Source organism: Pseudomonas sp. B111, from assembly GCF_026428275.1.
Classification (GTDB): Bacteria; Pseudomonadota; Gammaproteobacteria; order Pseudomonadales; family Pseudomonadaceae; genus Pseudomonas; species Pseudomonas aeruginosa.
Window position 1 is genome coordinate 3,369,875 of sequence record NZ_CP097857.1, and the last position, 21,707, is coordinate 3,391,581.

At 67.9% G+C, this 21,707-nt stretch carries 25 protein-coding genes; 4 read left to right on the plus strand and 21 right to left on the minus strand.

What is annotated here, in order from left to right:
- Positions 1 to 25: 25 nt before the first annotated feature.
- The 9 genes from ccmI to ccmA form a co-directional block, all read right to left on the minus strand.
- Entirely contained in the window at positions 26 to 1,249 is a 1,224-nt protein-coding gene (gene ccmI / locus M6E97_RS15585) for a c-type cytochrome biogenesis protein CcmI (RefSeq protein WP_033939391.1), read from the minus strand.
- Positions 1,246 to 1,713 (minus strand): cytochrome c maturation protein CcmH, encoded by a 468-nt coding sequence (gene ccmH / locus M6E97_RS15590; RefSeq protein WP_003133169.1) that lies wholly within the window; start codon positions 1,711 to 1,713, stop codon positions 1,246 to 1,248. Before ccmH ends, ccmI begins: the two co-directional genes overlap by 4 nt.
- Positions 1,710 to 2,252 carry a thiol:disulfide interchange protein DsbE gene (gene dsbE, locus M6E97_RS15595; RefSeq protein WP_003083138.1) on the minus strand — a complete coding sequence of 181 codons (543 nt, stop codon included), beginning with the start codon at positions 2,250 to 2,252 and terminating at the stop codon, positions 1,710 to 1,712. Before dsbE ends, ccmH begins: the two co-directional genes overlap by 4 nt.
- 3 nt (positions 2,253 to 2,255) lie before the next feature.
- Entirely contained in the window at positions 2,256 to 4,229 is a 1,974-nt protein-coding gene (locus M6E97_RS15600) for a heme lyase CcmF/NrfE family subunit (RefSeq protein WP_003107324.1), read from the minus strand.
- Positions 4,230 to 4,718 (minus strand): cytochrome c maturation protein CcmE, encoded by a 489-nt coding sequence (gene ccmE / locus M6E97_RS15605; protein ID WP_003083137.1) that lies wholly within the window; start codon positions 4,716 to 4,718, stop codon positions 4,230 to 4,232. It abuts the gene before it with no gap.
- Positions 4,715 to 4,891, minus strand: coding sequence for a heme exporter protein CcmD (gene ccmD / locus M6E97_RS15610; RefSeq protein WP_003083136.1), 177 nt, complete (start codon positions 4,889 to 4,891; stop codon positions 4,715 to 4,717). Before ccmD ends, ccmE begins: the two co-directional genes overlap by 4 nt.
- A complete protein-coding gene (locus M6E97_RS15615; RefSeq protein WP_003083135.1) occupies positions 4,888 to 5,646 on the minus strand; it encodes a heme ABC transporter permease in 759 nt (252 codons plus the stop codon). Before M6E97_RS15615 ends, ccmD begins: the two co-directional genes overlap by 4 nt.
- A 122-nt stretch (positions 5,647 to 5,768) precedes the next feature.
- Complete coding sequence (gene ccmB, locus M6E97_RS15620) at positions 5,769 to 6,440, minus strand: heme exporter protein CcmB (RefSeq protein WP_003083130.1); 672 nt, start codon at positions 6,438 to 6,440, stop codon at positions 5,769 to 5,771.
- A complete protein-coding gene (gene ccmA, locus M6E97_RS15625; RefSeq protein ID WP_033939389.1) occupies positions 6,437 to 7,138 on the minus strand; it encodes a cytochrome c biogenesis heme-transporting ATPase CcmA in 702 nt (233 codons plus the stop codon). The genes ccmB and ccmA overlap by 4 nt, the downstream gene beginning before the upstream one ends.
- Positions 7,139 to 7,423: 285 nt before the next feature.
- Between ccmA and M6E97_RS15630 the strand changes: the two genes are divergently transcribed.
- From M6E97_RS15630 to M6E97_RS15640, 3 genes are read left to right on the plus strand one after another with little or no spacing between them, the layout of a single operon-like run.
- Positions 7,424 to 8,902 (plus strand): flagellar hook-length control protein FliK, encoded by a 1,479-nt coding sequence (locus tag M6E97_RS15630; protein WP_015503193.1) that lies wholly within the window; start codon positions 7,424 to 7,426, stop codon positions 8,900 to 8,902.
- A complete protein-coding gene (locus M6E97_RS15635; RefSeq protein WP_009314781.1) occupies positions 8,899 to 9,234 on the plus strand; it encodes an EscU/YscU/HrcU family type III secretion system export apparatus switch protein in 336 nt (111 codons plus the stop codon). The genes M6E97_RS15630 and M6E97_RS15635 overlap by 4 nt, the downstream gene beginning before the upstream one ends.
- Positions 9,194 to 9,712 carry a hypothetical protein gene (locus tag M6E97_RS15640; protein ID WP_224429331.1) on the plus strand — a complete coding sequence of 173 codons (519 nt, stop codon included), beginning with the start codon at positions 9,194 to 9,196 and terminating at the stop codon, positions 9,710 to 9,712. Before M6E97_RS15635 ends, M6E97_RS15640 begins: the two co-directional genes overlap by 41 nt.
- Before the next feature lie 44 nt (positions 9,713 to 9,756).
- Here the strand turns inward: M6E97_RS15640 and M6E97_RS15645 are convergent, their stop codons facing one another.
- From M6E97_RS15645 to M6E97_RS15660, 4 genes are all read right to left on the minus strand, one after another.
- Complete coding sequence (locus M6E97_RS15645; protein ID WP_003087132.1) at positions 9,757 to 10,494, minus strand: SDR family oxidoreductase; 738 nt, start codon at positions 10,492 to 10,494, stop codon at positions 9,757 to 9,759.
- 133 nt (positions 10,495 to 10,627) lie between these two features.
- The gene (locus M6E97_RS15650; RefSeq protein WP_003133181.1) at positions 10,628 to 11,350 is read right to left on the minus strand and encodes a polyphenol oxidase family protein; all 723 of its coding nucleotides are present in this window, start codon (positions 11,348 to 11,350) and stop codon (positions 10,628 to 10,630) included.
- A gap of 59 nt (positions 11,351 to 11,409) precedes the next feature.
- Positions 11,410 to 11,826, minus strand: coding sequence for a hypothetical protein (locus tag M6E97_RS15655; RefSeq protein ID WP_003087127.1), 417 nt, complete (start codon positions 11,824 to 11,826; stop codon positions 11,410 to 11,412).
- A gap of 90 nt (positions 11,827 to 11,916) precedes the next feature.
- Entirely contained in the window at positions 11,917 to 12,888 is a 972-nt protein-coding gene (locus M6E97_RS15660) for a helix-turn-helix transcriptional regulator (RefSeq protein WP_003140266.1), read from the minus strand.
- A gap of 108 nt (positions 12,889 to 12,996) precedes the next feature.
- Here M6E97_RS15660 and M6E97_RS15665 point away from each other — a divergent pair, with 108 nt between their 5' ends.
- Positions 12,997 to 13,683, plus strand: a complete 687-nt coding sequence (locus M6E97_RS15665) for a glutathione S-transferase family protein (protein WP_003083103.1) — start codon at positions 12,997 to 12,999, stop codon at positions 13,681 to 13,683.
- Positions 13,684 to 13,710: 27 nt separating this feature from the next.
- On the opposite strand, the gene M6E97_RS15670 is transcribed toward M6E97_RS15665, so the two are convergent.
- From M6E97_RS15670 to M6E97_RS15705, 8 genes are all read right to left on the minus strand, one after another.
- Positions 13,711 to 14,118 carry a DUF2802 domain-containing protein gene (locus tag M6E97_RS15670; RefSeq protein ID WP_003083101.1) on the minus strand — a complete coding sequence of 136 codons (408 nt, stop codon included), beginning with the start codon at positions 14,116 to 14,118 and terminating at the stop codon, positions 13,711 to 13,713.
- 30 nt (positions 14,119 to 14,148) lie between these two features.
- Positions 14,149 to 14,628: a chemotaxis protein CheW gene (locus tag M6E97_RS15675; protein ID WP_003083098.1), complete on the minus strand. Its 480-nt coding sequence runs from the start codon at positions 14,626 to 14,628 to the stop codon at positions 14,149 to 14,151.
- A gap of 45 nt (positions 14,629 to 14,673) precedes the next feature.
- On the minus strand, positions 14,674 to 15,564 hold the full coding sequence (locus M6E97_RS15680; RefSeq protein ID WP_003087116.1) for a CheW domain-containing protein: 891 nt from the start codon (positions 15,562 to 15,564) through the stop codon (positions 14,674 to 14,676).
- Positions 15,565 to 15,655: 91 nt separating this feature from the next.
- A complete protein-coding gene (locus M6E97_RS15685) occupies positions 15,656 to 16,444 on the minus strand; it encodes a ParA family protein (protein WP_003083092.1) in 789 nt (262 codons plus the stop codon).
- 94 nt (positions 16,445 to 16,538) lie between these two features.
- Complete coding sequence (gene motD, locus M6E97_RS15690) at positions 16,539 to 17,429, minus strand: flagellar motor protein MotD (RefSeq protein WP_003083090.1); 891 nt, start codon at positions 17,427 to 17,429, stop codon at positions 16,539 to 16,541.
- Between the two features lie 12 nt (positions 17,430 to 17,441).
- Positions 17,442 to 18,182: a flagellar motor protein gene (locus tag M6E97_RS15695; RefSeq protein WP_003083089.1), complete on the minus strand. Its 741-nt coding sequence runs from the start codon at positions 18,180 to 18,182 to the stop codon at positions 17,442 to 17,444.
- 88 nt (positions 18,183 to 18,270) lie between these two features.
- Positions 18,271 to 19,377 carry a protein-glutamate methylesterase/protein-glutamine glutaminase gene (locus M6E97_RS15700; RefSeq protein WP_003087115.1) on the minus strand — a complete coding sequence of 369 codons (1,107 nt, stop codon included), beginning with the start codon at positions 19,375 to 19,377 and terminating at the stop codon, positions 18,271 to 18,273.
- Between the two features lie 53 nt (positions 19,378 to 19,430).
- Positions 19,431 to 21,692: a chemotaxis protein CheA gene (locus M6E97_RS15705; RefSeq protein ID WP_033989282.1), complete on the minus strand. Its 2,262-nt coding sequence runs from the start codon at positions 21,690 to 21,692 to the stop codon at positions 19,431 to 19,433.
- Positions 21,693 to 21,707 lie beyond the last annotated feature (15 nt).

Genomic DNA, 21,707 nt, shown 5'->3' on the forward strand with positions numbered 1-21,707 from the left:
CGCACCTCCCGCCAACCCGTTGTCGTTATGGCCGGGCCGCCTGGTGCTGGTCCGGGCCGTCGATGGTCAGCGCTTGCGCCGACGACTGGGCGGTAGACAACGGTTTGCCGCGTCCGATCCATTCGCCGGAGATGGCGTTGCCGGCGCGGGATACCCGCGCGACCAGCTCGACCTGCGGGAATCCGCTGAGCTTGAGCTGCGGCATCATGGCGTCGGCATCGCTCAGGCTGACCTCGGCCGGCAGGTCGGCGACGGTCAGGCGCTTCACTGCCAACGGCATCGGCGGGCCGCCGACGGCGCGGGCGAAGACGAACACGCTGTCGTCGGCCTTGACCTGGCCCTTCACCGCGTCGCTGATATCCACCTTCACCGTCAGGGTCACCCCGGCGGCAGCGGGCGCGGCCGGCGCCGGCGGGGTCTGCCCGGCCTCGGTCATGCGCTCGCGGGCACGCTGGATGCCGCCCTGGATCGCCGAGCGCGCCGGGTCCTCGTTCGGCAACACCGACACCAGGCGCTCCCAGAAGCCGATGGCGTCGGCGTAGCGCTGCTCTTCGAAGGCGGCGATGCCGAGCAGGCCAAGGGTGGTCACTTCGGCCGGGTCGCCCTTCAGCGCCTCGTCGGCCAGGGCCTTGATCTGCGCGGTCATTTTCTTGCCACCGGAGAAATACAGTGCCTGCGCCCACTGGCCGAGCACTTCCGGCTGCCGCCCGCTGAGTTCGGCGGCGCGTTCGAAGGCCCGCGCCGCATCGGCGCCGCGTTCCTGGGTCATGTAGGTGCGACCGAGGAAGTACCAGCCCTGGGCGGAATCCGGCTGGGCCTGTACCGCGCGCTCCAGGCGCGCGGTCATCTCTTCCATGGAGTGCGGTGCCTGGGCGAATTCGCGGGCCAGCTCGACCTTGTCGCTGGCGCCCCAATGCAGGTACAGGCCGAGCGCGACCAACGGCACCAGCAGCGCCGCGACCAGCGGGATCGCCCGGCCCAGGCGCGAGCTACGCTCCTCGCCGCTGCCCTCGGTGTCGGCGAGCAGTTCGCGGGCAGCCTCGGCGCGGCCATTCTCCAGTTGCTCGGCGGTCAGCGTGCCGGCGGCCTGCTGGCCGGCCAGCTCGGCGATCCGCTCCTGATAAAGCGCGACGTTCAGGGCGGTACGGTCTTCCTCGGCCTGGGCGCGACGGCCACGCAGCAGCGGAAGCAGCAGGAATGCCAGGGCCGCCAGCAGCAGCAGGCCGGCAGCGAGCCAGAAATCGATCATTTGTCGTTCTTCAACAGGTTGGCGAGGCGCGCTTGCTCCTCGGCGGACAGGGTGGTTTGCGCCTTGGCGGCGGTGCGCCGGCGGCGCAGGACGATCACGCCGATCACCAGCACGCCGAACAGCAGCAAGGCGCCCGGACCGAACCAGAGCAGCCAGGTACGCTCGTTGACCGGCGGCTTGTAGCGAACGAAGTCACCGTAGCGGGCAACCATGTAGTCGACGATCTCGCCGTCGCTCTTGCCCTGCTGCAACTGGCCGTAGATCTGCTTGCGCAGGTCGGCGGCGATCGGTGCGTTGGAGTCGGCGATGTCCTGGTTCTGGCACTTCGGGCAGCGCAGTTCCTGGGTCAGGTTGCGGAAGCGCTCGCGCTCGGCGTCGCTGGCGAACTCGTAGGTGTCGATGGCGGCCCGGGCCACGCCGCAGAGGGCGAGACCGAGCAGCGCGGTGGCGAGGAAACGCTTCATCGGGCCTCCGGCTCGTCCAGCAGTTGCTGGTACAGCGGCGCCAGTTGCTCGCGCCAGACTTTCTGGTCGACCACCCCGACGATCTTGTGGCGGATGATGCCCTGCTTGTCGATCAGGTAGGTTTCCGGCGCACCGTACACGCCCAGGTCCAGGCCCAGGGTGCCGTCGGCGTCGCTGATGCTCAGCAGGTAGGGATTGTGCAGCTCGTTCAGCCACTTGATGGCGGCGGCGTTGTCGTCCTTGTAGTTGATCCCGTAGATCACCACGCCCTGCTCGGCCAGTCGGGTCAGTTCCGGGTGCTCGACCCGGCACGACGGGCACCAGGTGCCCCAGACGTTGACCAGCGCCGGCTTGCCCTTGAGGTCGGCCTCGGTCAGGCGCCGGGCCGGGTCCTGCACGCTGGGCAGGTCGAAGGCCGGGAACGGCTTGCCGATCAGCGCCGAGGGCAGCTCGCTGGGGTCCAGCCAGAGGCCGCGGAAGAGGAACACCGCGACGATCAGGAAGATCCCCAGCGGCAGCAGCAGAATCGCTCGTTTCAAGACTCAGGCTCCCTGACCGGCGAGGCCCAGGGCCTCGCGCACACGTGTTTTCACCTTCACCCGGTAGCGCCGGTCGAGCGCCGCCAGGGCGCCGCCGAGGCCCATCAGCAGGCCACCGAACCAGATCCAGCGGACGAACGGCTTGACGTGCACGCGCACCGCCCAGGCACCGTTCTCCAGCGGCTCGCCGAGCGCCACGTAGAGGTCGCGAGTAAAGCCGGCATCGATCCCGGCCTCGGTCATCATCGAACTCTGCACGGTGTACAGGCGCTTCTCCGGATGCAGGGTGGCGATCTCCTTGCCGTCGCGGCTGACGTGGATGCTGCCCTTGTCCGAGGTGTAGTTCGGCCCTTCGTGGTGCTTCGCGCCGTCGAAGAGGAAGTGGTAGCCGCCCAGTTCGACGGTGTCGCCGGGCGACATGCGCAGGTCACGCTGGGCGCTGTACTGGCTGCTGAGGACGATGCCGATGGCGCACACGGCGATGCCCAGGTGCGCCAGTTGCATGCCCCAGTAGCTGCGGGTCAGGCTGCGGGCGCCGGCCAGCACGCCCTTGTGCCGGGTCTTGTCGAGGAAGTCGCGGAAACCGGCCAGGACCACCCAGGCGGACAGCAGGAACACCGCCAGCACCGCCCAGTTGAAATCGCCGAAGTACATCGAACCGGCCGCCGCCAGGACCGCGCTGGCCACCAGCACCGGGGTCAGCATGCCGAGCAGCCAGCGGCTCGGGGTGTCCTTCCAGCGCACCAGCACGCCGACCGCCAGGGCCGCCATCAGCGCCGCCATCAGCGGCAGGAACATGGCGTTGAAGTACGGCGGGCCGACCGACAGCTTGGCGCCGCTGAGGGCATCGAGCAGCAGCGGGTAGAGAGTCCCGAGGAGGATCATCGAGGCCGCCACCACCAGCACCAGGTTGTTCAGCAGCAGCAGGGTCTCGCGCGACCACAGGGCGAAGCCGACCTGGCTCTTGACCACCGGCGCGCGCAGGGCGAACAGGGTCAGCGAGCCGCCGACCACCAGCAGCAGGAAGGCGAGGATGAACACCCCGCGCTCCGGGTCGGAGGCGAAGGCGTGCACCGAGGTGAGCACGCCGGAGCGGACCAGGAAGGTGCCCAGCAGGCTCAGGGAGAAAGCGGCGATCGCCAGCAGCACGGTCCAGCTCTTGAACACGCCGCGCTTCTCGGTCACCGCCAGCGAGTGGATCAGTGCAGTGCCGACCAGCCAGGGCATGAAGGAGGCGTTTTCCACCGGATCCCAGAACCACCAGCCCCCCCAGCCCAGCTCGTAGTAGGCCCACCAGGAGCCGAGCACGATGCCGATACCGAGGAAGGCCCAGGCCACCAGGGTCCAGGGCCGCGACCAGCGCGCCCAGGCGGCGTCCAGGCGGCCGCCGAGCAGTGCGGCGATGGCGAAGGCGAAGGCCACCGAGAATCCGACGTAACCCATGTAGAGCATCGGCGGGTGGACGATCAGGCCGACGTCCTGCAACAGCGGGTTGAGGTCGTTGCCGTCCATCGGGGTCTGCGGCAGCAGGCGGCTGAACGGGTTGGAGGTGATGATCAGGAACAGCAGGAAGCCGGTGCTGATCATGCCCATCACCGCCAGCACGCGGGCCAGCATGACCTCCGGCAGTTGCCGGGAGAAGATCGACACGGCGAAGGTCCAGCCACCGAGGATCAGCGCCCAGAGCAGCAGCGAACCTTCGTGGGCGCCCCAGACGGCGCTGAACTTGTAGTACCAGGGCAGCGCGCTGTTGGAGTTGCCGGCCACGTAGGCCACCGAGAAGTCGTCGCGCAGGAAGGCCCAGGTCAGGCAGCCGAAGGCGAAGGCGAGGAAGGCGAACTGCCCCCAGGCCGCCGGGCGCGCCAGGCTCATCCACTGGCGGTCGCCGCGCCAGGCGCCGACCAGCGGCAGGCTCGACTGCACCAGGGCCAGGCAAAGGGCGAGGATCAGGGCCAGGTGGCCGAGTTCGGGGATCATCTACTTGCCCTCCTGGTTGTACGAGGTCTCGCCGGCGGCCTTGCCGTTCTCGTAGTGCTTCAGTTGGCCGCTGTCCTTGAGCGCCTTGGTGACTTCCGGCGGCATGTAGTTCTCGTCGTGCTTGGCCAGCACTTCATCGGCCACCAGCACGCCGTCGCCGCCCAGCTTGCCGAGGGCGACGATGCCCTGCCCCTCGCGGAACAGGTCGGGAAGGATGCCATGGTAGGCGATGGTCACTTCCTTGGCGCCGTCGGTGACCACGAAGCGCACGTTCAGCGAATCCTCGCTGCGTTGCAGAGAACCCTTTTCCACCAGGCCGCCGGCGCGGATGCGGGTGTCGGTCGGCGCTTCGCCGTTGGCGATCTGGGTCGGGGTGTAGAACAGGTTGATGTTCTGTTGCAGGGCCGACAGCGCCAGGCCCACCGCGGCGCCGACGCCCACCACGATGGCGAGGACGATGATCAGACGTTTCTTGCGGACCGGATTCACTGCTGGGCCTCCCGGCGCAGACGACGCGCCTCTTCTTGCAGGTAGCGGCGCCGGGCCAGCAGCGGCTCGGCGACATTGATCGCCAGCACCAGCAGGCTGATGCCGTAGGCCGACCAGACGTAGGGACCGTGATGGCCCATGGCGAGGAAGTCGCCGAACGATTCGAAGCTCATCGTGCCTTCTCCACCAGGGCCTTCACCTCGGCTTTCGCCCAGGCGGTGCGGGACTCGCGCTTGAGCACTTCCAGGCGCATGCGCACCAGCAGCATGGCCGCGAAGAAGCAATAGAAGCCTAGGACCATGATCAGCAACGGCAACCACATCTCCACCGGCATCGCCGGCTTCTCGGTGATGGTGAAGGTGGCCGGCTGGTGCAGGGTGTTCCACCACTCCACCGAGTACTTGATGATCGGGATGTTCACCACGCCGACGATGGCCAGTACGGCACAGGCCTTGGCCGCGCTGTCGCGGTTACTGATCGCCTGGCCGAGGGCGATGATGCCGAAATAGAGGAAAAGCAGGATCAGCATCGCCGTCAGGCGCGCGTCCCAGACCCACCAGGCGCCCCAGGTCGGCTTGCCCCAGACGGCCCCGGTAAGCAGCGCGACGAAGGTCATCCAGGCGCCGATGGGAGCGGCGCACTGCACCGCCACGTCGGCGATCTTCATCTTCCAGATCAGCCCGACGGCACCGGCCACGGCCAGCATGACGTAGCAGGACTGGGCGAGGAAGGCCGCCGGCACATGGATATAGATGATGCGGAAGCTATTGCCCTGCTGGTAGTCCGGCGGCGCGAAGGCCAGCCCCCAGACGCAGCCGGTGACGATCAGCAGCGCCGCCGCCACGGCGAACCAGGGCAGCCAGCGGCCGCTGATCTCGTAGAACCACTTGGGCGACCCAAGCTTGTGAAACCATGTCCAATTCATCATCAGGCTCTGTTTACAGGGCTCTTTGGAAATACCGGGCAGGCCTTCCGCTGCCAGCCCGGGTCAAGCGTGGGCGGCGCAGCCGCCCGGTACCGCACGCCCGCCGATGCCTTCGGCGGGCGGACTCACTCGCCTACGCTGATCTTCAGGCCGGCAGCGATGGCGAATGGCGTGAGTGTCAATGCTAGCGCCGTCAGGCTCGCCAGCCACAATAAATGTCCGCTGCTGGGCAGTCCCTGCAACGAAGCCTGCAGCGCCCCGCTACCGAGAATCAGCACCGGGATGTACAGCGGCAGGATCAGCAGCGCCAGCAACAGGCCGCCGCGCTTGAGGCCCACGGTCAAGGCCGCGCCGACGGCGCCGAGCAGGCTCAGCACCGGCGTACCGAGCAACAGGGAAAGCAGCAGCACCGGTATGCAACGGGCCGGCAGGCCCAGCATCAGCGCGAACAGCGGCGACATCAGGACCAGGGCCAGCCCGGAAAACAGCCAGTGTGCCAGCACCTTGGCCAGCACCAGAAGAGCCAGGGGGTGCGGCGAAAGGACCCACTGCTCCAGAGAACCGTCCTCGAAATCGCTGCGGAACAGCCCTTCCAGCGAGAGCAGCACGGCCAATAGCGCCGCCACCCAGACCAGGCCGGGCGACAAGGTTTGTAGCAATTGGCTTTCCGGCCCGACCGCCAGGGGGAACAGGGCGATGACGATGGCGAAGAACACCAGCGGGTTGGCCAGCTCCGCCGGTCGGCGGAACAGCAGGCGCGCCTCGCGCGCCAGAAGCAGGCTGAAGACGTTGCTCATGCCGGATCGCCCAGCGCCGGCTCGACCGTCGCGCCGCTGGCCGCCTTGAGCGCACCGAGGTCCAGCTCGCGGTAGCCGGCGGGCACCTGCTGCAGGCTGTGGTGGGTGGTCAGCACTACCATCCCGCCGCGCTGGCAATGCCCGGCCAGGTGCGCTTCCAGTTGCGCCACCCCCTGTTTGTCGAGGGCGGTGAAGGGTTCATCGAGGATCCACAAGGGCGGTGCGTCCAGGTACAGGCGGGCCAGCGCCACGCGGCGTTGCTGGCCGGCGGAAAGGGTGTGGCAGGGAACGTCCTCGAAGCCACGCAGGCCGACGTCGGCCAGGGCCTGCCAGATCGTCTCGCGGCTGGCCGGCTGGTGCAGCGCGCAGAGCCAGGTGAGGTTCTCCTCGGCGCTGAGCAGGCCCTTGATTCCCGCGGCGTGGCCGATCCACAGCAGGCTGCGGGCCAGTTCGCCGCGCTGTTCGGCGAGCGGCCGGCCGTTCAGGCGGACTTCCCCGGCGGTCGGCTGCATCAGTCCGGACAGCAGACGCAGCAGGCTGGTCTTGCCGCTGCCGTTGGGACCCACCACCTGCAACATCTCGCCGGCGGCCAGGCGCAGGTCGAGGCGCTCGAACAGCATGCGCCAGTCGCGCTCGCAGGCGAGCCCGACGGTTTCCAGCAAGGGGCTGGCTGTGGGGACTTCAGCAGGATCGGACATCGAACAACATCGCCAAGCGTCTCTCCTCGTCGCGGCGCCGGAGGCCTTCACGGAACAGACCCTAAAGTCGGGATAAACACGGCCGCTATACTGGTGACGACGCGGCCAGCCTGTTTGACAGGCGCGGCATTATACACGCCCTTCCCCAGCCTCCGCAGGGTCGTTTAAGACAGGTTGTTACCCATGCCAGCCGAGATAGGCGCTTCCCCATCACTACCCCCGGTTTCCGCCCCGCGCCCGCTGCCGCCGGCGCAATCGCAGGGCAACGCCCAGGCCGACGCCGAGATGACCCTGAAGCTGGTGCAGACCCTGGCCGGCCTGCTGGGCGAAGGCGAGTCGGGCAAGGCCGAGGTGCTGGCGGTCAAGGAAGGCCTGGCGAACAATTTCCAGGTCCTGCTCAAGCTGACCCTGGCGAACAGCGGGCAGAGCCTGGTGGAAGTGCAGAGCAACCGGCCGCTGGTGCCGGGCAACCTGCTCAACGTCAGCGCCACCAGCAGCGCCAGCGTGGTTGCCACCCTGCTCGACAGCATGGCCGGCGCTGGCCCGCTGAGCAGCCTCGACCTGGAGCAACTGCCGCCCGGCACCCTGCTCCAGGGCAAGGTCCTGTCCAGCACCGCGCTGCCGGCGGACAAGGCCCAGCAGGTGGTCTACCGGGTCCTGCTGAACCTGCTCAACACGCCGCTCGCCGGCAGCAAGCTGAGCCTCGACTCGCCCCAGGCGCTGCCGGTCGGCAGCCTGCTCACGGCGCTGGTTAAAAACAGCCAGCAGATCGACTTCCTGCCGCTCAGCGGACGCCTCGACCAGCTTGCGCTGGGCCAGCAACTGGCCGGGCAGAGCGCCCGCCAGGCTTCCCTGGAAGGCCTGTTCGCCGCCCTGCAGGGGCTGAACGGCCGCAACGACCTGCCGGACAGCCTGCGCCAGGCCGTGGAGCGCCTCTTCGCCGGCCTGCCGGAGGCGCAGAAGATGGGCGATTCCAAGCTGCTCGGCCAGGCCCTGCAGCAGAGCGGCCTGTTCCTCGAGGCGCGCCTGATGCAGGGCGCCACCGATCATCTCGGCCAGGACCTGAAGGCCAACCTGTTGCGCCTGTTCGCCCAGCTGTCGCCGCTGCCGCCGACCGGCGCCCAGGCGCCGGGCATGTTCGCCGGCAACACGGCGAACCTGGCCCAGGCGCTGCCGGCCTTTGTCCGCAACGCCCTGGGCAACCTGGGACAGAGCGCCAACAAGACCCAGGCACTGAACTTTCCCCTGCCGAGCAAGGTTCTCCAGCTGTTCGACGAAGACATGGAGCTGGAGTCGCTGCTGCGCCTTGCCGCCGCGGCAATCTCCCGCCTGCAGACCCATCAGTTGTCGAGCCTGGCGCAGACCAGCACCCTGCCGGATGGCACCCAACTGGCGACCTGGCAGATGGAGGTGCCCATGCGCCATCAGCACTCGGTGGTGCCGTTGCAGGTGAAGTTCCAGGAAGAACAGCGCAAGACCGGCGAAGAGGCCCGCGAAAGCCTCTGGCGCGTCGAACTGGCCTTCGACCTGGAGCCGCTGGGACCGCTGCACGCCCAGGCGACCCTGCTGCGCGGCAGCCTGTCCAGCCAGCTTTGGGCCGAGCGCGACGCGACCGCGCGGCTGGTCGAGCATGAACTCGGCCACCTGCGCCAACGCCTGCGCGACGCCGGCCTGACCGTTGGCGAGATCACCTGCCAACGCGGCCGCCCGCCCCAGGGCCCGCGAGCGACCATCGAACAACGCTGGGTAGACGAAACCGCATGAACAGAAAGCAGTCACCCGCCCCGCGCCAGGCCATCGCCCTGAGCTACGACGGCCAGGCCGCGCCGACCCTTTCCGCCAAGGGCGACGCCGAACTGGCCGAGGCGATCCTGGCCATCGCCCGCGACTACGAGGTACCGATCTACGAGAACGCCGAGCTGGTCCGCCTGCTCGCCCGCCTGGAACTCGGCGACGCCATTCCGGAAGCGCTGTATCGCACCATCGCCGAGATCATCGCCTTCGCCTGGCACCTGAAAGGCAAGTGTCCCGAGGGATTCGCGCCGGACGCCGCGGATGGCAACGAGATGCTGCTGCTCGGCGGTCCCGGCGACTGAGCGGACCCGCCACACGTCGAAACCGAAGCGCCGGAACCGGAATCCGCGAGAGCGGTCCCAGCACAGTCCACCTGCCACTTCCCAGGCCGCCCATGCCCTCGCCAAGCCCCTCCTCCTCGCCGCCCTGCTGCTTATCGCCAGCCATGTCCAGGCCGCCCCGGCCATCCTCGGCGACGAGGAAAAGGATGCAATCATCGATCGGCACCGGCTGACTCCGGAGTTCCGCATCAATCGGCAAGCCAAGGTACGCCATCACGAAGCAACCATCGACCGCGTGGTCCTGCTTCAGGATAGGGACCGCTTCACCTACCGAAGCTACCTTCGCGACGACCAGAAGGAGCCTGCCACCTTCTGGATCCTGGAGTTCGACGCACGCAGCGGGAAACGGCTGAGCGAACGCCAGACCGATGAGGACGACTATTGGCGTAGACGCGACGCCGACTCGCAACGGGCCGACAGCGGCGAAAGGAACCGATAGATAGCGCAACCGAAACCTTCGACGCGTCGTCCCGGTACAGCGGCTCAGGCGAAACCGCCGTTGACCCGCAGCACCTGGGAATTGACCCAGGCCCCGTCCGGCCCGGCGAGGAAGGACACCGCCGCGGCGATCTCGTCCGGTTCGCCGAGACGCTCCAGCGGCGCCAGCCTGGCGATCTGGTCGATCTGTTCGGCGCTCTTGCCGTTGAAGAACAGCTCGGTGGCCACCGGGCCGGGCGCCACCGCGTTGACCCTGATGTCCTGGCCGCGCAACTCGTTGGCCAGCACGTGCACCAGCCCCTCGACCCCGGACTTGGACGCGATGTACGGACCGTAGCTGGGCAGCGCCCGGGCAATCACGCTGGTGGACAGGGCGATGATCCGTCCGCCGCGCTCGACATGCCGGGCAGCCAGGCCGAGCACGATGAAGGCGCCGCGCAGGTTGGTGCGGATCACCCGGTCGAAGCCCTCCAGGTCGCCATCGGCGATCTTCAGGTAGGGCATCGTGCCGGCGCTGTTGACCACCACGTCGATGCGGCCGAAGGCGCCCCTGGTGGCTTCGAACAGCTTGTCCATGTCCTCCGCGCTGGCCACGTCGCCCTGCACGGCGATGGCCGCGCCGCCGGCGGCGACGATTTCGGCCACGACCTCGTCGGCCATGGCCTGGTTGCCGGCATAGTTGACCGCGACCGCGAAACCGTCGGCGGCCAGCCGCCGGGCAATGGCGCGACCGATGCCGCGGGAGGCGCCGGTGACGATGGCGGCTTGGGTGATGTCAGGCATGCTGGGACTCTCCTGGAATGAGCGTGGCGACAGCCACGCATCGACAAGAAAAGTCTAGAAGCCGGCTATTGGCGGATAAACAGCCGACAACCGTCATGACTATCCAGGATTTCCGGACAATACCGATACGCGGTCACGGCTTGCGCGCGATCCAGGCGTACTGCTGGCGCTTCTCCTCGCCCAGGCGCTGGCGTCGGCGATGACTGGCGAACGCATCGCCGGAACAGTAAGTGCAGACGGCGCTGGCTTCGATCTGCGCCGGCCCGACGCCGGCGGCCTGGAACAACTGGCGACAGAAGGCCACCAGGTCCAGCCAGGCGCCCTGCTCCGCCTGCCTTGGCTCGGGCGGAACGAACCGGGGCGGCCGCTCGGGGAGCGGACGACGCTGGCTCCAGGGCGGCGCCGCGCCCTCCCAGAGGCGGCCGTGGCCGACCTGCAACGCCTCGATGAACCCGGCACTCACCTCGTAGCAGCAGGCTTTGATCCCGGGACCGATGGCGACCCGGATGTCCGCGCTGGCGACGCCGCGCGCATTGAAGCGCGCCACCGCCGCGCCGACGATACCAGCGACGAGCCCCTGCCAGCCGCCATGCAGGGCGGCCACCACTCGACCGTCGCGGCTGCTCATGAGAATCGGCAGGCAGTCCGCGGTGACCACCGCGACCGCCAACGGCCCTTCGCTGAAGACGCCGTCGGCGGCATGCCGTCCCGATTCCGACAGCGAGCGCGCGTCGACGATCTCGGCGCCATGCACCTGCCGGCAATGGAATATCCGCTCGGAGAGTGCCTGGCCGGCTTGCTGGAAGCCATGCTCGATGCCTTCGATCGCCTTGAGGATGTCGGCCTGGACGGTCATGCGCTGTCTCGCCATGGAAGGTTGGAAAACGACCTTACCGCATCTTCCCGGGAGCCGCCTCAGGCGATGCCGCGCAGGAGGTCGGGGCAGCCGCGATCACGCTTGATCAACGCGGCCAGGGCGACCTGGCCCAAAGGCCGGTCGGACACCGCACCGATGCTCAGGCCATGGCCTCTGCTCCACTCGAACAACAGGCGCTTCTCGCGGCAATCGAGCTCGCCCACCAGCAGGAAGCGCCGGATGCTGCCGCTGCGTCCCAGCATCGCCAGCGTGCCCTTGCAGCCCTGGTCCAGGCGGAATCCGTCGTAGAGGAAATAGTCGTACGGGTAACCCTGGTCCAGGGAGCGCCGCAGCTCCCGTCGGTCCAGGCACAGGCTCAGGTGGAAGTAGCCGCAGCGGTTGAATAGCGCTCCGTACCTGAGCAGACGGCCGGGGTTGGCGCACAGCACCATGGCGCGCAGGGGTATTGCAGGCATCCTTGTGGCCTCCTGGAAACGTGCTGGTTGACCAGGACCGATTCTAGAAAGCGGCAGCCGCGCAATTAATAGGACTTTTCCTCTAAATGCCTACCTGTGATCCGAAGCTTCCTCCTGGCCCAGGTTACGCAGGACACGCTCGGCCTGGCGCCTCAACGGCTCGCGCAACTCCAGCGGCTGCCTGACCTCGAAGTCGAACGGCAGGCCGCACAGGCGCCGGGCGAACCAGTCCAGGTCGTCGGTGCTGGCGCGCAACAGCGTACCGCCATCGACCTCGGCGAGCAGACCGAGGGGCTCGCCGAGCACCGCGACCACCTGCTCCCTCGCCGCCCGCATCAGGATTTCCACCGGGTAGGCGCGCGGCATCCGGGCGAAGCTCTCCCGCAGGTGGCGGAGGGTATCGAAATCCGCCGGTCGCTCGAAGCGCTCCGCCAGCATGCGCGGCGCGTCCAGGCGATCGAGACGGAACGAGCGCAACGCCTGGCGCAGGTGGCAGAAACCGCTGACGTACCAGCAGCCGTTGCGATAGACCAGGCCGTAGGGATCGAGTTGGCGGAGGGTTTCGGCGCCCTGCGGGTCGCGATAACGGAACTCGACCCGCGCACGGACCTGGGCGGCTTCGGCGAGGGTCGCCAGCGCCGCCACACTGGTTCCCGCCCGGGCGCGGGCCAGGTCCAGGCTGGCGGTCTCGCGGAGCGCCACGAGGCGCCGCCGCAGCGCATCGGGCATCACCCTGCTCAGCTTGGCCTGCGCGCTTTCCAGGGCCAGCTCGCTTTCGCCCAGGCCGAGACTGCGCACCGCCAGCAGGCCGAGGGACACGGCCAGGGTTTCCTCCGCGCTGAACATCAGCGGCGGGAGCTTGAAACCGGCCACCAGGCGGTAACCGCCATGGCGTCCGCGCTCCGCCGAGATGGGAATGCCCAGCTCCTCGAGGGCGACGATATAGCGACGCAGCGTCCGTCCATCCACCTCCAGGCGCCTGGCCAGCTCGCTACCGCTGAGCTGGCCGTGGCTCTGCAGCAGTTCGAGCAGGGCGAGCACGCGCACCGTGGGCTTGGACATTTTTCGATCCACCGGAAAAATCAGGACCGAATATAGCCTATATCACCCCTACCCTGCGTTCAGCCCGGTTGCGATGCGCAACGTGCGTTACCTGAACGGAGATGGAAAATGGAACCTGTACTGTTTTATGGCGTACCCCACGGCTGTTCCTTCGGCTCGATCGTGGCCCTCGAGTGGCTCGGCCGCCCCTATCGCCTGTGTCGGATCGAGATGCCGCTGGAGACCGGCGAGCGCACCTACGTGCGCCTGAACCCGGCTCGCCAGACGCCTACCCTGCTCCTGGAGGACGGCCGCGCACTCAGCGAAAGCCTGGCCATTCTCCAGCACCTGGCGGCGCGCGACCTGTGCAGGAAGCTCGGCTATCCGCAGGGCAGCGCCGAGTTCGACGAACTGAACTTCGCCCTCGCCCTCCTGCATACCGAATGCCATTCGGCCTGGGGAGCCCTGTTCTATCTGGAGGACGCCGACGCAACCACGACGGCAAGGGCGCTGACGCGCGCGGCGCGAGCCTATGGCCGGATCGACAAGCTGCTCGGCGACCGCAAGTGGCTGGCCGGCGAAGGGCCGAGCGTGGCCGACGCCTACCTCGCGGGTACCGCTCGCTGGGGACGGGAGCTGGGCTACTTCGACCTGCAACACGACTTTCCGCGCCTGCATCGACACCTGGAGAAGCTGGAGCAGGACCCGGCGGTGCGCTTCGCCCATGCCATCGAGGATCGCCTGCCGGCGCAGAGCTGCGGGGAGTTCAGGGGAGAGGTGACACTGGCAGAAGTGGCGAGCCGCCTGCTCGCCTGAAAAGCGCCAGCGCCGGGCCGGCGACCGTCACTTGCCCTTGGCTTCGTGCAGGCGCGCCACCAGCTCGGCTTCGGCCTGCGACAGACCGCAGGCCTGGGTCAGGTCTTCGGCGCTGGCGCCGAGCCCGACCAGGCGTGCGGCCTGGCTGAACGACAGCGTGGTCGGATCGCGCTGCTCCAGGCGCGCGACCCGGTCGGGAAGCGGCGCGAGTTGCTTGCCCAGGTCCTGCAAGGCCTCGCCCATGCGCACGTTGACCTGCTGGTAGGACTCGATGCGCTTGCTCAGCTCCTTGAGCCGGCGCTCGCGCGCCGCGCCCTCCTCCGCCTGCTGCGCCAGCGCAGCTTGCAGGCGGCGCAATTCACGGCGCAGCCACAGGCACGCCGCCGCCAGGCCGAGGCAGGCGGCGAGCGCCAGTGCCAGCGCGACGACCTCCATCTCAGCAGGCCCTCGTGTCGGTCGAACGCATCAGATGCTGCCCAGCTCCGACCATTCTTCCTCGGTCATCATCTTGTCCAGCTCGACCAGGATCAGCAGCTCGCCGTTCTTGTTGCAGACGCCCTGGATGAACTTGGCCGATTCTTCGTTACCGACGTTCGGCGCGGTCTCGATTTCCGACTGCTTCAGGTAGACCACCTCGGCGACGCTGTCGACCAGGATGCCGACCACCTGCTTGTCCGCCTCGATGATGACGATCCGCGTGTTGTCGCTGACCGGCGCAGGGTCCAGGCCGAAGCGCTGGCGGGTGTCGATCACCGTGACCACGTTGCCGCGCAGGTTGATGATGCCCAGCACGTAGCTCGGCGCGCCCGGCACCGGGGCGATCTCGGTGTAGCGCAGCACCTCCTGGACCTGCATCACGTTGATGCCGTAGCTCTCGTTGTCCAGGCGGAAGGTGACCCACTGCAGGATCGGATCTTCGGCGCTTTGCGCGGTGGCTTTGCTCATTCCCCTAACCTCTCGAAAACCGCCGCAAGCGGCGGAAGCTGTCTATCAATGGTCGCCGTGCAGGCGCTTGACGGCGCCGCTGGCGATCAGTTCGGCGAGCGCCGCCACATCCAGCAGCGCACACATGTGTTCGATGACCGTGCCGGCCAGCCAGGGCCGCTGGCTACGCTGGCTGCGCCATTTCACCTCGGCCGGGTCGAGGCGGATCGAGCGGCTCACCTGGTGCACCGCCAGCCCCCACTCGTAGCCCTGGACCGAGATCACGTACTTGAGGCCGTCGCGATAGTCGTCGCGGTAGCGTTCGGGCATCACCCAGCGTGCGGTGTCCAGCACCTTCAGGTTGCCCGCCTGCGACGGCAGGATGCCGAGGAACCAGTCGGGCTGGCCGAACAACGGGGTCAGTTCCTGGTTCTCCAGCGGATAGATCGAGCCGAGGCACACCAGCGGCACCGCCAGGGTCAGCCCGGCGACGTCGAACAGCAGGCACTCGAAGGGCTCCGCCGCCCAGGCCGGACGACCGTCGTCGAGCAGCGGCAGGTCGAGCAGCGCCGGCTCGCTGGCGCTCGCCGGGGCGCTCGGCACGCGCAGTTCGATGACCTCGTGGGGCCGTGGCTCGACCGGCAGCTCGCGCAACGTCGTCGGTTCGTCGAGCAGGGCCGCCGGCGCCGGCGGAACCAGGCGCGCATCGCGGACCTGCTCCTCGAGCACCGCGGCCTCGAACTCGTCGAACCCGTGGTCGACCGGCAGCGTTTCCAGCGCCGGGGCCGGTGTCGCCACTTCGGCGACCGCCAGCGCGACAGGCTTCAACGGCGCGGGCGCAGGCGCTGGCGGCGTCTCGACGGGAGGTTCCAGGTCCTCGAAAGTGGCCTCCTGGAGCAACGCATCCAGGTAGGACTGCAAGGCCAGTTGCGAACGGGTGGCGGTGGCGGCGCTCATGTGGGTATTCCGCGACAGGGGTCTACAACGGTTATCGGCCGCACTCCGGTGCGGCTTGAATGCGCCTGTCGGCGCGGCGACCGGCGCGCCATCAGGCCACCCGGGTGGCCGGCTGCTGCGCCAGCAGATGCTTGAGCAAGGCGCGGTAGGCGATCACCCCGCGACTCTTGCCGTCGTGTTGCGACGGCGTGACCCCGGCCCGGCTGGCATCGCGCAGGCGGGTATCGATGGGAATGAACGCCTGCCACAGGTTGTCCGGGTAGTTCTCGTTGAGAATCCGCAGCGTGCTCAGCGAAGCCTGGGTCCGCCGATCGAACAGCGTAGGTACGATGGTATAGGGCAACGCCTGTTTGCGCGACCGGTTGATCATCGCCAGGGTGTTGACCATCCGCTCCAGCCCTTTCACCGCGAGGAACTCGGTCTGCACCGGAATCACCAGGTGCTGGCTGGCGGCCAGGGCATTGACCATCAGCACGCCGAGCAGCGGCGGGCTGTCGATGATCGCATGGTCGAAATCCTGCCAGAGCTGCGCCAGGCTTTTCGAGACCACCAGGCCGAGACCGCTCTTGCCCGGCGACTGGCGCTCCAGGGTGGCCAGCGCGGTACTCGACGGCAGCAGGGAGATGCGTTCGTTGCTGGTGCTGCGCAGCAGCGAGGCCGGCAGCCCCTCGGGGACGTTGCCCTGGTGCAGGAACAGGTCGAAGGCGCTGTGCTCGAGGGTGTCCGGGTCATAGCCGAAATAGCTGGTCATCGAGCCGTGGGGGTCCAGGTCGACCACGACCACGCGCTTGCCGGCATCCGCCAGCAGGCCGGCCAGGGCGATGGACGAGGTGGTCTTGCCGACCCCTCCTTTCTGATTGGCGACTGCCCAGACTTTCATTGCTCTACTCTTCCTGGCATGGGTCTACCCGGTTGGGGCCGCGCTAATGGCCAGTTCGGCCCCGGCGCCCGTACGCAAACCATGGTTCGCGCGCTCATGGCGAAGGCGACGGGGAATTGACGGTTGCCGGCGCGGGCGCCGGCGTACCGCCAGTATCTGCAGCTTGCGTGCCAGCTGCCGAGCCTGCGTGGCGGAGTGCCGAATCCGGCTGCGCCTTGCCGCTGCCGACCCCGCTGACGCTGCGCCGTACCTCCAGGTTGCGCGAGATCACCAGCACCACCCGGCGGTTCTTCGCCCGCCCTTCGGCGCTGGCATTGTCTGCCACCGGTTGAAATTCACCATAGCCCACCGCAGCCATCCGCGACGGCTCGACCCCATCGTTGCCGAGCAGGCGGACGATGCTCGCCGCCCGCGCCGCCGACAGTTCCCAGTTGGTGGGATAGCGCGGGCTATGGATCGGCACGTCGTCGGTGAAGCCCTCGACATGGATCGGGTTCTTGTAGGGCGCCAGGATCTTGGCGACCTTCTCGACGATATCGAAGGCGGCATCGTTGGGCAGCGCATCGCCGCTAGGAAACAGCAGGCTGGAATTGAGAGTGATCTCGATCCACAGCTCGTTGCCGCGCACGCTCAACTGGTCGGAGGCGATCAAGTCGCCGAAGGCATCGCGCACGCTGTCGGCGATCCGCTCCAGCGAGTCGGCGCTGGCCGCGTTGTCGCTGGGCTGCTCCTCGACGCTGGTGCGCTCCGGCTCGGTGGTGCGCGGCCGCTCGTCGCCGATGGGAATCGGCTTCAACGAGCGGTCGGGCTGGTTGAACACGCCGGTGAGGGTCTCCGAGAGGATCTTGTACTTGCCCTCGTTGATCGAGGAAATCGAATACATCACCACGAAGAAGGCGAACAACAGGGTGATGAAATCGGCATAGGAAACCAGCCAGCGTTCGTGGTTCTCGTGTTCCTCCTGGTGGCGACGGCGACGCTGCATGCTCGGCTCCGGTCAGTCCATGAAGCCTTGCAGCTTCAACTCGATGGAACGCGGGTTCTCGCCCTCGGCGATGGACAGCAGGCCCTCCAGGAGCATCTCGCGGTAGCGCGACTGGCGCAGTACCAGAGTTTTCAGCTTGTTGCCGATCGGCAGCAGGAGCAGGTTGGCAAAGCCGACGCCATAGATGGTGGCGACGAAGGCCACGGCGATGCCGCTGCCGAGCTGCGCCGGGTTGGCCAGGTTGCCCATCACATGGATCAGGCCCATTACCGCGCCGATGATGCCGATGGTCGGCGCATAGCCGCCCATGCTCTCGAACACCTTGGCGGCCTGCAGGTCGCGACTTTCCTGGGTGAACAGGTCGACCTCGAGGATGCTGCGGATGACTTCCGGCTCGGCGCCGTCCACCAGCAGTTGCAGGCCCTTGCGCGCATAGGGATCGGGCTCCGCATCGGCGATGCTCTCCAGGCCGAGCAGGCCTTCCTTGCGCGCGGTCATGCTCCAGGAGACGATCCGGTCGATTCCCCCGGAAAGATCCTCGCGCGGCGGGAAGAACACCCAGCCGAGCATGCCCAGGCCGCGCTTGAGCACGTTCACCGGGGTCTGCAACAGCGCCGCGGCCAGGGTGCCGCCGATCACGATCAGCGCCGCCGGACCGTTGAGCAGGGCTCCGGCGTGGCCGCCCTCGAGGAAGTTGCCGCCGACGATGGCGACGAACGCCAGGATGATCCCGACCAGGCTGAGCACATCCATCAGTGCGTCCCCTCGGCTCGGCGAAGGCGCGCGCAGGTCGTCACGTGGGTGGCCATCGAAGGCAGTCTCCTCATTCCTGCACGCACGCTTACTGGCACGCCTCGACCAGGTGCCGGCCGATGTCGTCGAGCCCGTACACCGCGTCCGCCAGGTTGGCCTTGACCACGGCCATCGGCATCCCGTAGATCACGCAACTGGCCTCGTCCTGCGCCCACACCTGGCTGCCGCCCTGCTTGAGCAGGCGCGCGCCCTCGCGTCCGTCGGCGCCCATGCCGGTGAGGACCACCGCCAGAACCTTGTCGTTGTAGGCCTTGGCCGCCGAGCCGAAGGTCACGTCGACGCAGGGCTTGTAGTTCAGGCGTTCGTCGCCGGGGAGGATGCGCACCGTGCCGCGGCCGTCGACCATCATCTGCTTGCCGCCCGGCGCCAGCAGCGCCAGGCCGGGACGCAGGATGTCGCCGTCCTCTGCTTCCTTGACGCTGATCCGGCACAGCTTGTCGAGGCGCTCGGCGAAAGCCTTGGTGAAGGCCGCCGGCATGTGCTGGATCAGTACCAGCGGCGCCGGGAAGTTGGCCGGCAACTGGGTCAGCACCCGCTGCAAGGCAACCGGTCCACCGGTGGAGGTACCGATCGCGACCAGCCGGTAGGCCTTGCGCTTCGGCGCCGCCGAGGTCGACGCCGGGGCCGGCGACGCGCCGGCACTGGCACGCGCGCTCGCGCCGAGGCTGGAGGACGACGCCGGCGCATGGCTGGACGAGGTGGCCGAAGGCAGCGGCGGCAGGCTGATCGAGCGACGATTGCTACGGGCGATGGTCAGGACCTTCTCGCAAAGCAACTGGCGGACCTTGTCCGGGTTGCGCGAGATGTCCTCGAAATTCTTCGGCAGGTAGTCGACCGCTCCGGCGTCCAGCGCATCCAGGGTCACCCGCGCGCCCTCGTGGGTCAGCGAGGAGAACATCAGGACCGGGGTCGGGCAACGCTGCATGATGTTGCGTACCGCAGTGATGCCGTCCATCAGCGGCATCTCGTAATCCATGGTGATCACATCGGGTCTCAGGGCCAGCGCCTGCTCGATGGCCTCGCGGCCATTGGTGGCGGTGCCGACCACCTGGATCTGTCCATCGGCGGAGAGAATCTCCGAGACACGGCGGCGGAAGAACCCCGAATCGTCCACCACCAGGACTTTGACTGCCATAGCTACTCCTCAGAGGGCGACGCTCCTGCGCCGCCGGAAACCCATACGCGGCGTCAGATGCGCCGTGCGTAACGCTTGAGCATGCTCGGCACATCGAGGATCAGGGCGATGCGCCCGTCCCCGGTGATGGTGGCGCCCGCCATGCCGGGGGTGCCCTGCAACATCTTGCCGAGTGGCTTGATCACCACTTCTTCTTGTCCCACCAACTGGTCGACGACGAAACCGATGCGCTGGGTGCCGACCGACAGGATCACCACGTGCCCCTCGCCCTGCTCCTCGTGGGCCGCGCTCGGCACCAGCCAGCGCTTGAGGTAGAACAGCGGCAAGGCCTTGTCGCGGACGATCACCACTTCCTGGCCATCCACGACATTGGTGCGCGACAGGTCAAGATGGAAGATTTCGTTGACGTTGACCAGCGGGAAGGCGAACGCCTGGCTGCCCAGCATCACCATAAGGGTAGGCATGATCGCCAGGGTCAGCGGCACCTTGATGACGATCTTCGAGCCGGACCCCTTCTGCGAGAACACGTTGACCGTGCCGTTGAGCTGGGAAATCTTGGTCTTCACCACGTCCATGCCGACGCCGCGGCCGGACACGTCGGAAATCTCGGTCTTGGTCGAGAAACCCGGGGCGAAGATCAGGTTGTAGCACTCCAGGTCGGTCAGGCGGTCCGCCGCATCGCGCTCCAGCAGGCCTTTCTCCACCGCCTTGTTGCGCAGCACCTCGGCGTCCATGCCCTTGCCGTCGTCGGTGATCATCAGGAGGATGTGGTCACCCTCCTGCTCCGCCGACAGCACCACCTGGCCGACCCGCGGCTTGCCGGCGGCCTCGCGCTCCTCCGGACTCTCGATGCCGTGGTCGACGGCGTTGCGCACCAGGTGCACCAGCGGATCGGCGAGGGCCTCGACCAGGTTCTTGTCGAGGTCGGTCTCTTCGCCCACCAGCTCCAGGTTGATCTCTTTCTTCATGTTCCGCGCCAGGTCGCGGACCAGACGTGGGAAGCGGCCGAAGACCTTCTTGATCGGCTGCATGCGGGTCTTCATCACCGACATCTGCAGGTCGCCGGTGACCACGTCTAGGTTGGCCACGGCCTTGGCCATGGCCTCGTCGCCACTGTTCAGGCCCAGGCGCACCAGGCGGTTACGCACCAGCACCAGCTCGCCGACCATGTTCATGATCTCGTCGAGACGCGCCGTATCCACCCGCACGGTGGTCTCCGCCTCGCTCGCCGCCGGCCTGTCGGGCGCCGCCGGACGCGCGGCGGCGGCCTTGGCCGGAGCGACCGGTTTCGCCGCGGGACTCTTCGCCGCGATGTTCTTGGCTACCGCCGCGGCGGCCGCCACGGCCTCGGAGGCGCCGTTGAACTTGCCCTTGCCGTGCAGTTCGTCGAGCAGCGACTCGAACTCGTCGTCGCTGATCTCATCGCCGCCCGCGGCGGCCGGCGCCTTGCCCGGCTCCGCCGGCGCAGCCGCTGGAGCCGCGGCAGCCGGTGCGGCGGGTGTGCCGGCGGCTTCCGGGACATCGCCGAACTTGCCCTTGCCGTGCAGTTCGTCGAGCAGCGCCTCGAACTCGTCGTCGCTGATATCGTCACCAGCGGCAGCCGCGGCCGGCTCGACCGCCTCGGCGGGGACTTGCGCAGGCTCGGCCGAGACCGCCGGCGGGACGAACTTGCCCTTGCCGTGCAACTGGTCGAGCAACGCCTCGAACTCGGCGTCGCTGATCTCGTCGCCAGCGGGAGCCGCGGGCGCTTCTGCAACGGCGGAGGCCGGCGCTTCGTCGCCCTGGAGAGCATCCAGCAACTGCTCGAACTCGTCGTCGGTGATATCGCTGGAGCCACTCTGCGCGGGCGCTTCCGGCGGCGCCGCAGGCTCGGCTGGCGGAACGGCCGCTGGCGGCGCTTGCACAGGTTCCGCGGGCGCGGCGCCCTCGGGCTCGGCCAGGCGGGCAAGGGCCGCCAGCAGTTCGGGCGTCGCCGGGGTCGGTTCGGACTGCTCGCGCACCTGGTCGAACATCGCGTTGACCGTATCCAGCGCCTGCAGCACCACATCCATCAGTTCGGAGCTGACGCGCCGCTCGCCCTTGCGCAGGATATCGAAGACGTTTTCCGCAATGTGGCAGCATTCCACCAGCGCGTTCAGCTGGAGGAAGCCGGCACCGCCCTTGACCGTATGGAACCCACGGAAAATGGCATTGAGCAGGTCCATGTCGTCCGGCCGGCTCTCCAGCTCGACCAGTTGCTCGGACAATTGCTCGAGAATCTCGCCGGCCTCAACCAGGAAGTCCTGGAGGATTTCTTCATCGGCGTCGAAGCTCATTCGGCTGCTCCCAGA

Bases quoted from the DNA above. Each gene is read 5' to 3' on its own strand.
- ccmI (WP_033939391.1), bottom strand. From the start codon at position 1,249: ATGATCGATTTCTGGCTCGCTGCCGGCCTGCTGCTGCTGGCGGCCCTG.
- ccmH (WP_003133169.1), bottom strand. From the start codon at position 1,713: ATGAAGCGTTTCCTCGCCACCGCGCTGCTCGGTCTCGCCCTCTGCGGC.
- M6E97_RS15600 (WP_003107324.1), bottom strand. From the start codon at position 4,229: ATGATCCCCGAACTCGGCCACCTGGCCCTGATCCTCGCCCTTTGCCTG.
- ccmD (WP_003083136.1), bottom strand. From the start codon at position 4,891: ATGAGCTTCGAATCGTTCGGCGACTTCCTCGCCATGGGCCATCACGGT.
- M6E97_RS15615 (WP_003083135.1), bottom strand. From the start codon at position 5,646: ATGATGAATTGGACATGGTTTCACAAGCTTGGGTCGCCCAAGTGGTTC.
- ccmB (WP_003083130.1), bottom strand. From the start codon at position 6,440: ATGAGCAACGTCTTCAGCCTGCTTCTGGCGCGCGAGGCGCGCCTGCTG.
- ccmA (WP_033939389.1), bottom strand. From the start codon at position 7,138: ATGTCCGATCCTGCTGAAGTCCCCACAGCCAGCCCCTTGCTGGAAACC.
- M6E97_RS15630 (WP_015503193.1), top strand. From the start codon at position 7,424: ATGACCCTGAAGCTGGTGCAGACCCTGGCCGGCCTGCTGGGCGAAGGC.
- M6E97_RS15635 (WP_009314781.1), top strand. From the start codon at position 8,899: ATGAACAGAAAGCAGTCACCCGCCCCGCGCCAGGCCATCGCCCTGAGC.
- M6E97_RS15640 (WP_224429331.1), top strand. From the start codon at position 9,194: ATGGCAACGAGATGCTGCTGCTCGGCGGTCCCGGCGACTGAGCGGACC.
- M6E97_RS15645 (WP_003087132.1), bottom strand. From the start codon at position 10,494: ATGCCTGACATCACCCAAGCCGCCATCGTCACCGGCGCCTCCCGCGGC.
- M6E97_RS15650 (WP_003133181.1), bottom strand. From the start codon at position 11,350: ATGACCGTCCAGGCCGACATCCTCAAGGCGATCGAAGGCATCGAGCAT.
- M6E97_RS15655 (WP_003087127.1), bottom strand. From the start codon at position 11,826: ATGCCTGCAATACCCCTGCGCGCCATGGTGCTGTGCGCCAACCCCGGC.
- M6E97_RS15660 (WP_003140266.1), bottom strand. From the start codon at position 12,888: ATGTCCAAGCCCACGGTGCGCGTGCTCGCCCTGCTCGAACTGCTGCAG.
- M6E97_RS15665 (WP_003083103.1), top strand. From the start codon at position 12,997: ATGGAACCTGTACTGTTTTATGGCGTACCCCACGGCTGTTCCTTCGGC.
- M6E97_RS15670 (WP_003083101.1), bottom strand. From the start codon at position 14,118: ATGGAGGTCGTCGCGCTGGCACTGGCGCTCGCCGCCTGCCTCGGCCTG.
- M6E97_RS15675 (WP_003083098.1), bottom strand. From the start codon at position 14,628: ATGAGCAAAGCCACCGCGCAAAGCGCCGAAGATCCGATCCTGCAGTGG.
- M6E97_RS15680 (WP_003087116.1), bottom strand. From the start codon at position 15,564: ATGAGCGCCGCCACCGCCACCCGTTCGCAACTGGCCTTGCAGTCCTAC.
- M6E97_RS15685 (WP_003083092.1), bottom strand. From the start codon at position 16,444: ATGAAAGTCTGGGCAGTCGCCAATCAGAAAGGAGGGGTCGGCAAGACC.
- motD (WP_003083090.1), bottom strand. From the start codon at position 17,429: ATGCAGCGTCGCCGTCGCCACCAGGAGGAACACGAGAACCACGAACGC.
- M6E97_RS15695 (WP_003083089.1), bottom strand. From the start codon at position 18,182: ATGGATGTGCTCAGCCTGGTCGGGATCATCCTGGCGTTCGTCGCCATC.
- M6E97_RS15700 (WP_003087115.1), bottom strand. From the start codon at position 19,377: ATGGCAGTCAAAGTCCTGGTGGTGGACGATTCGGGGTTCTTCCGCCGC.
- M6E97_RS15705 (WP_033989282.1), bottom strand. From the start codon at position 21,692: ATGAGCTTCGACGCCGATGAAGAAATCCTCCAGGACTTCCTGGTTGAG.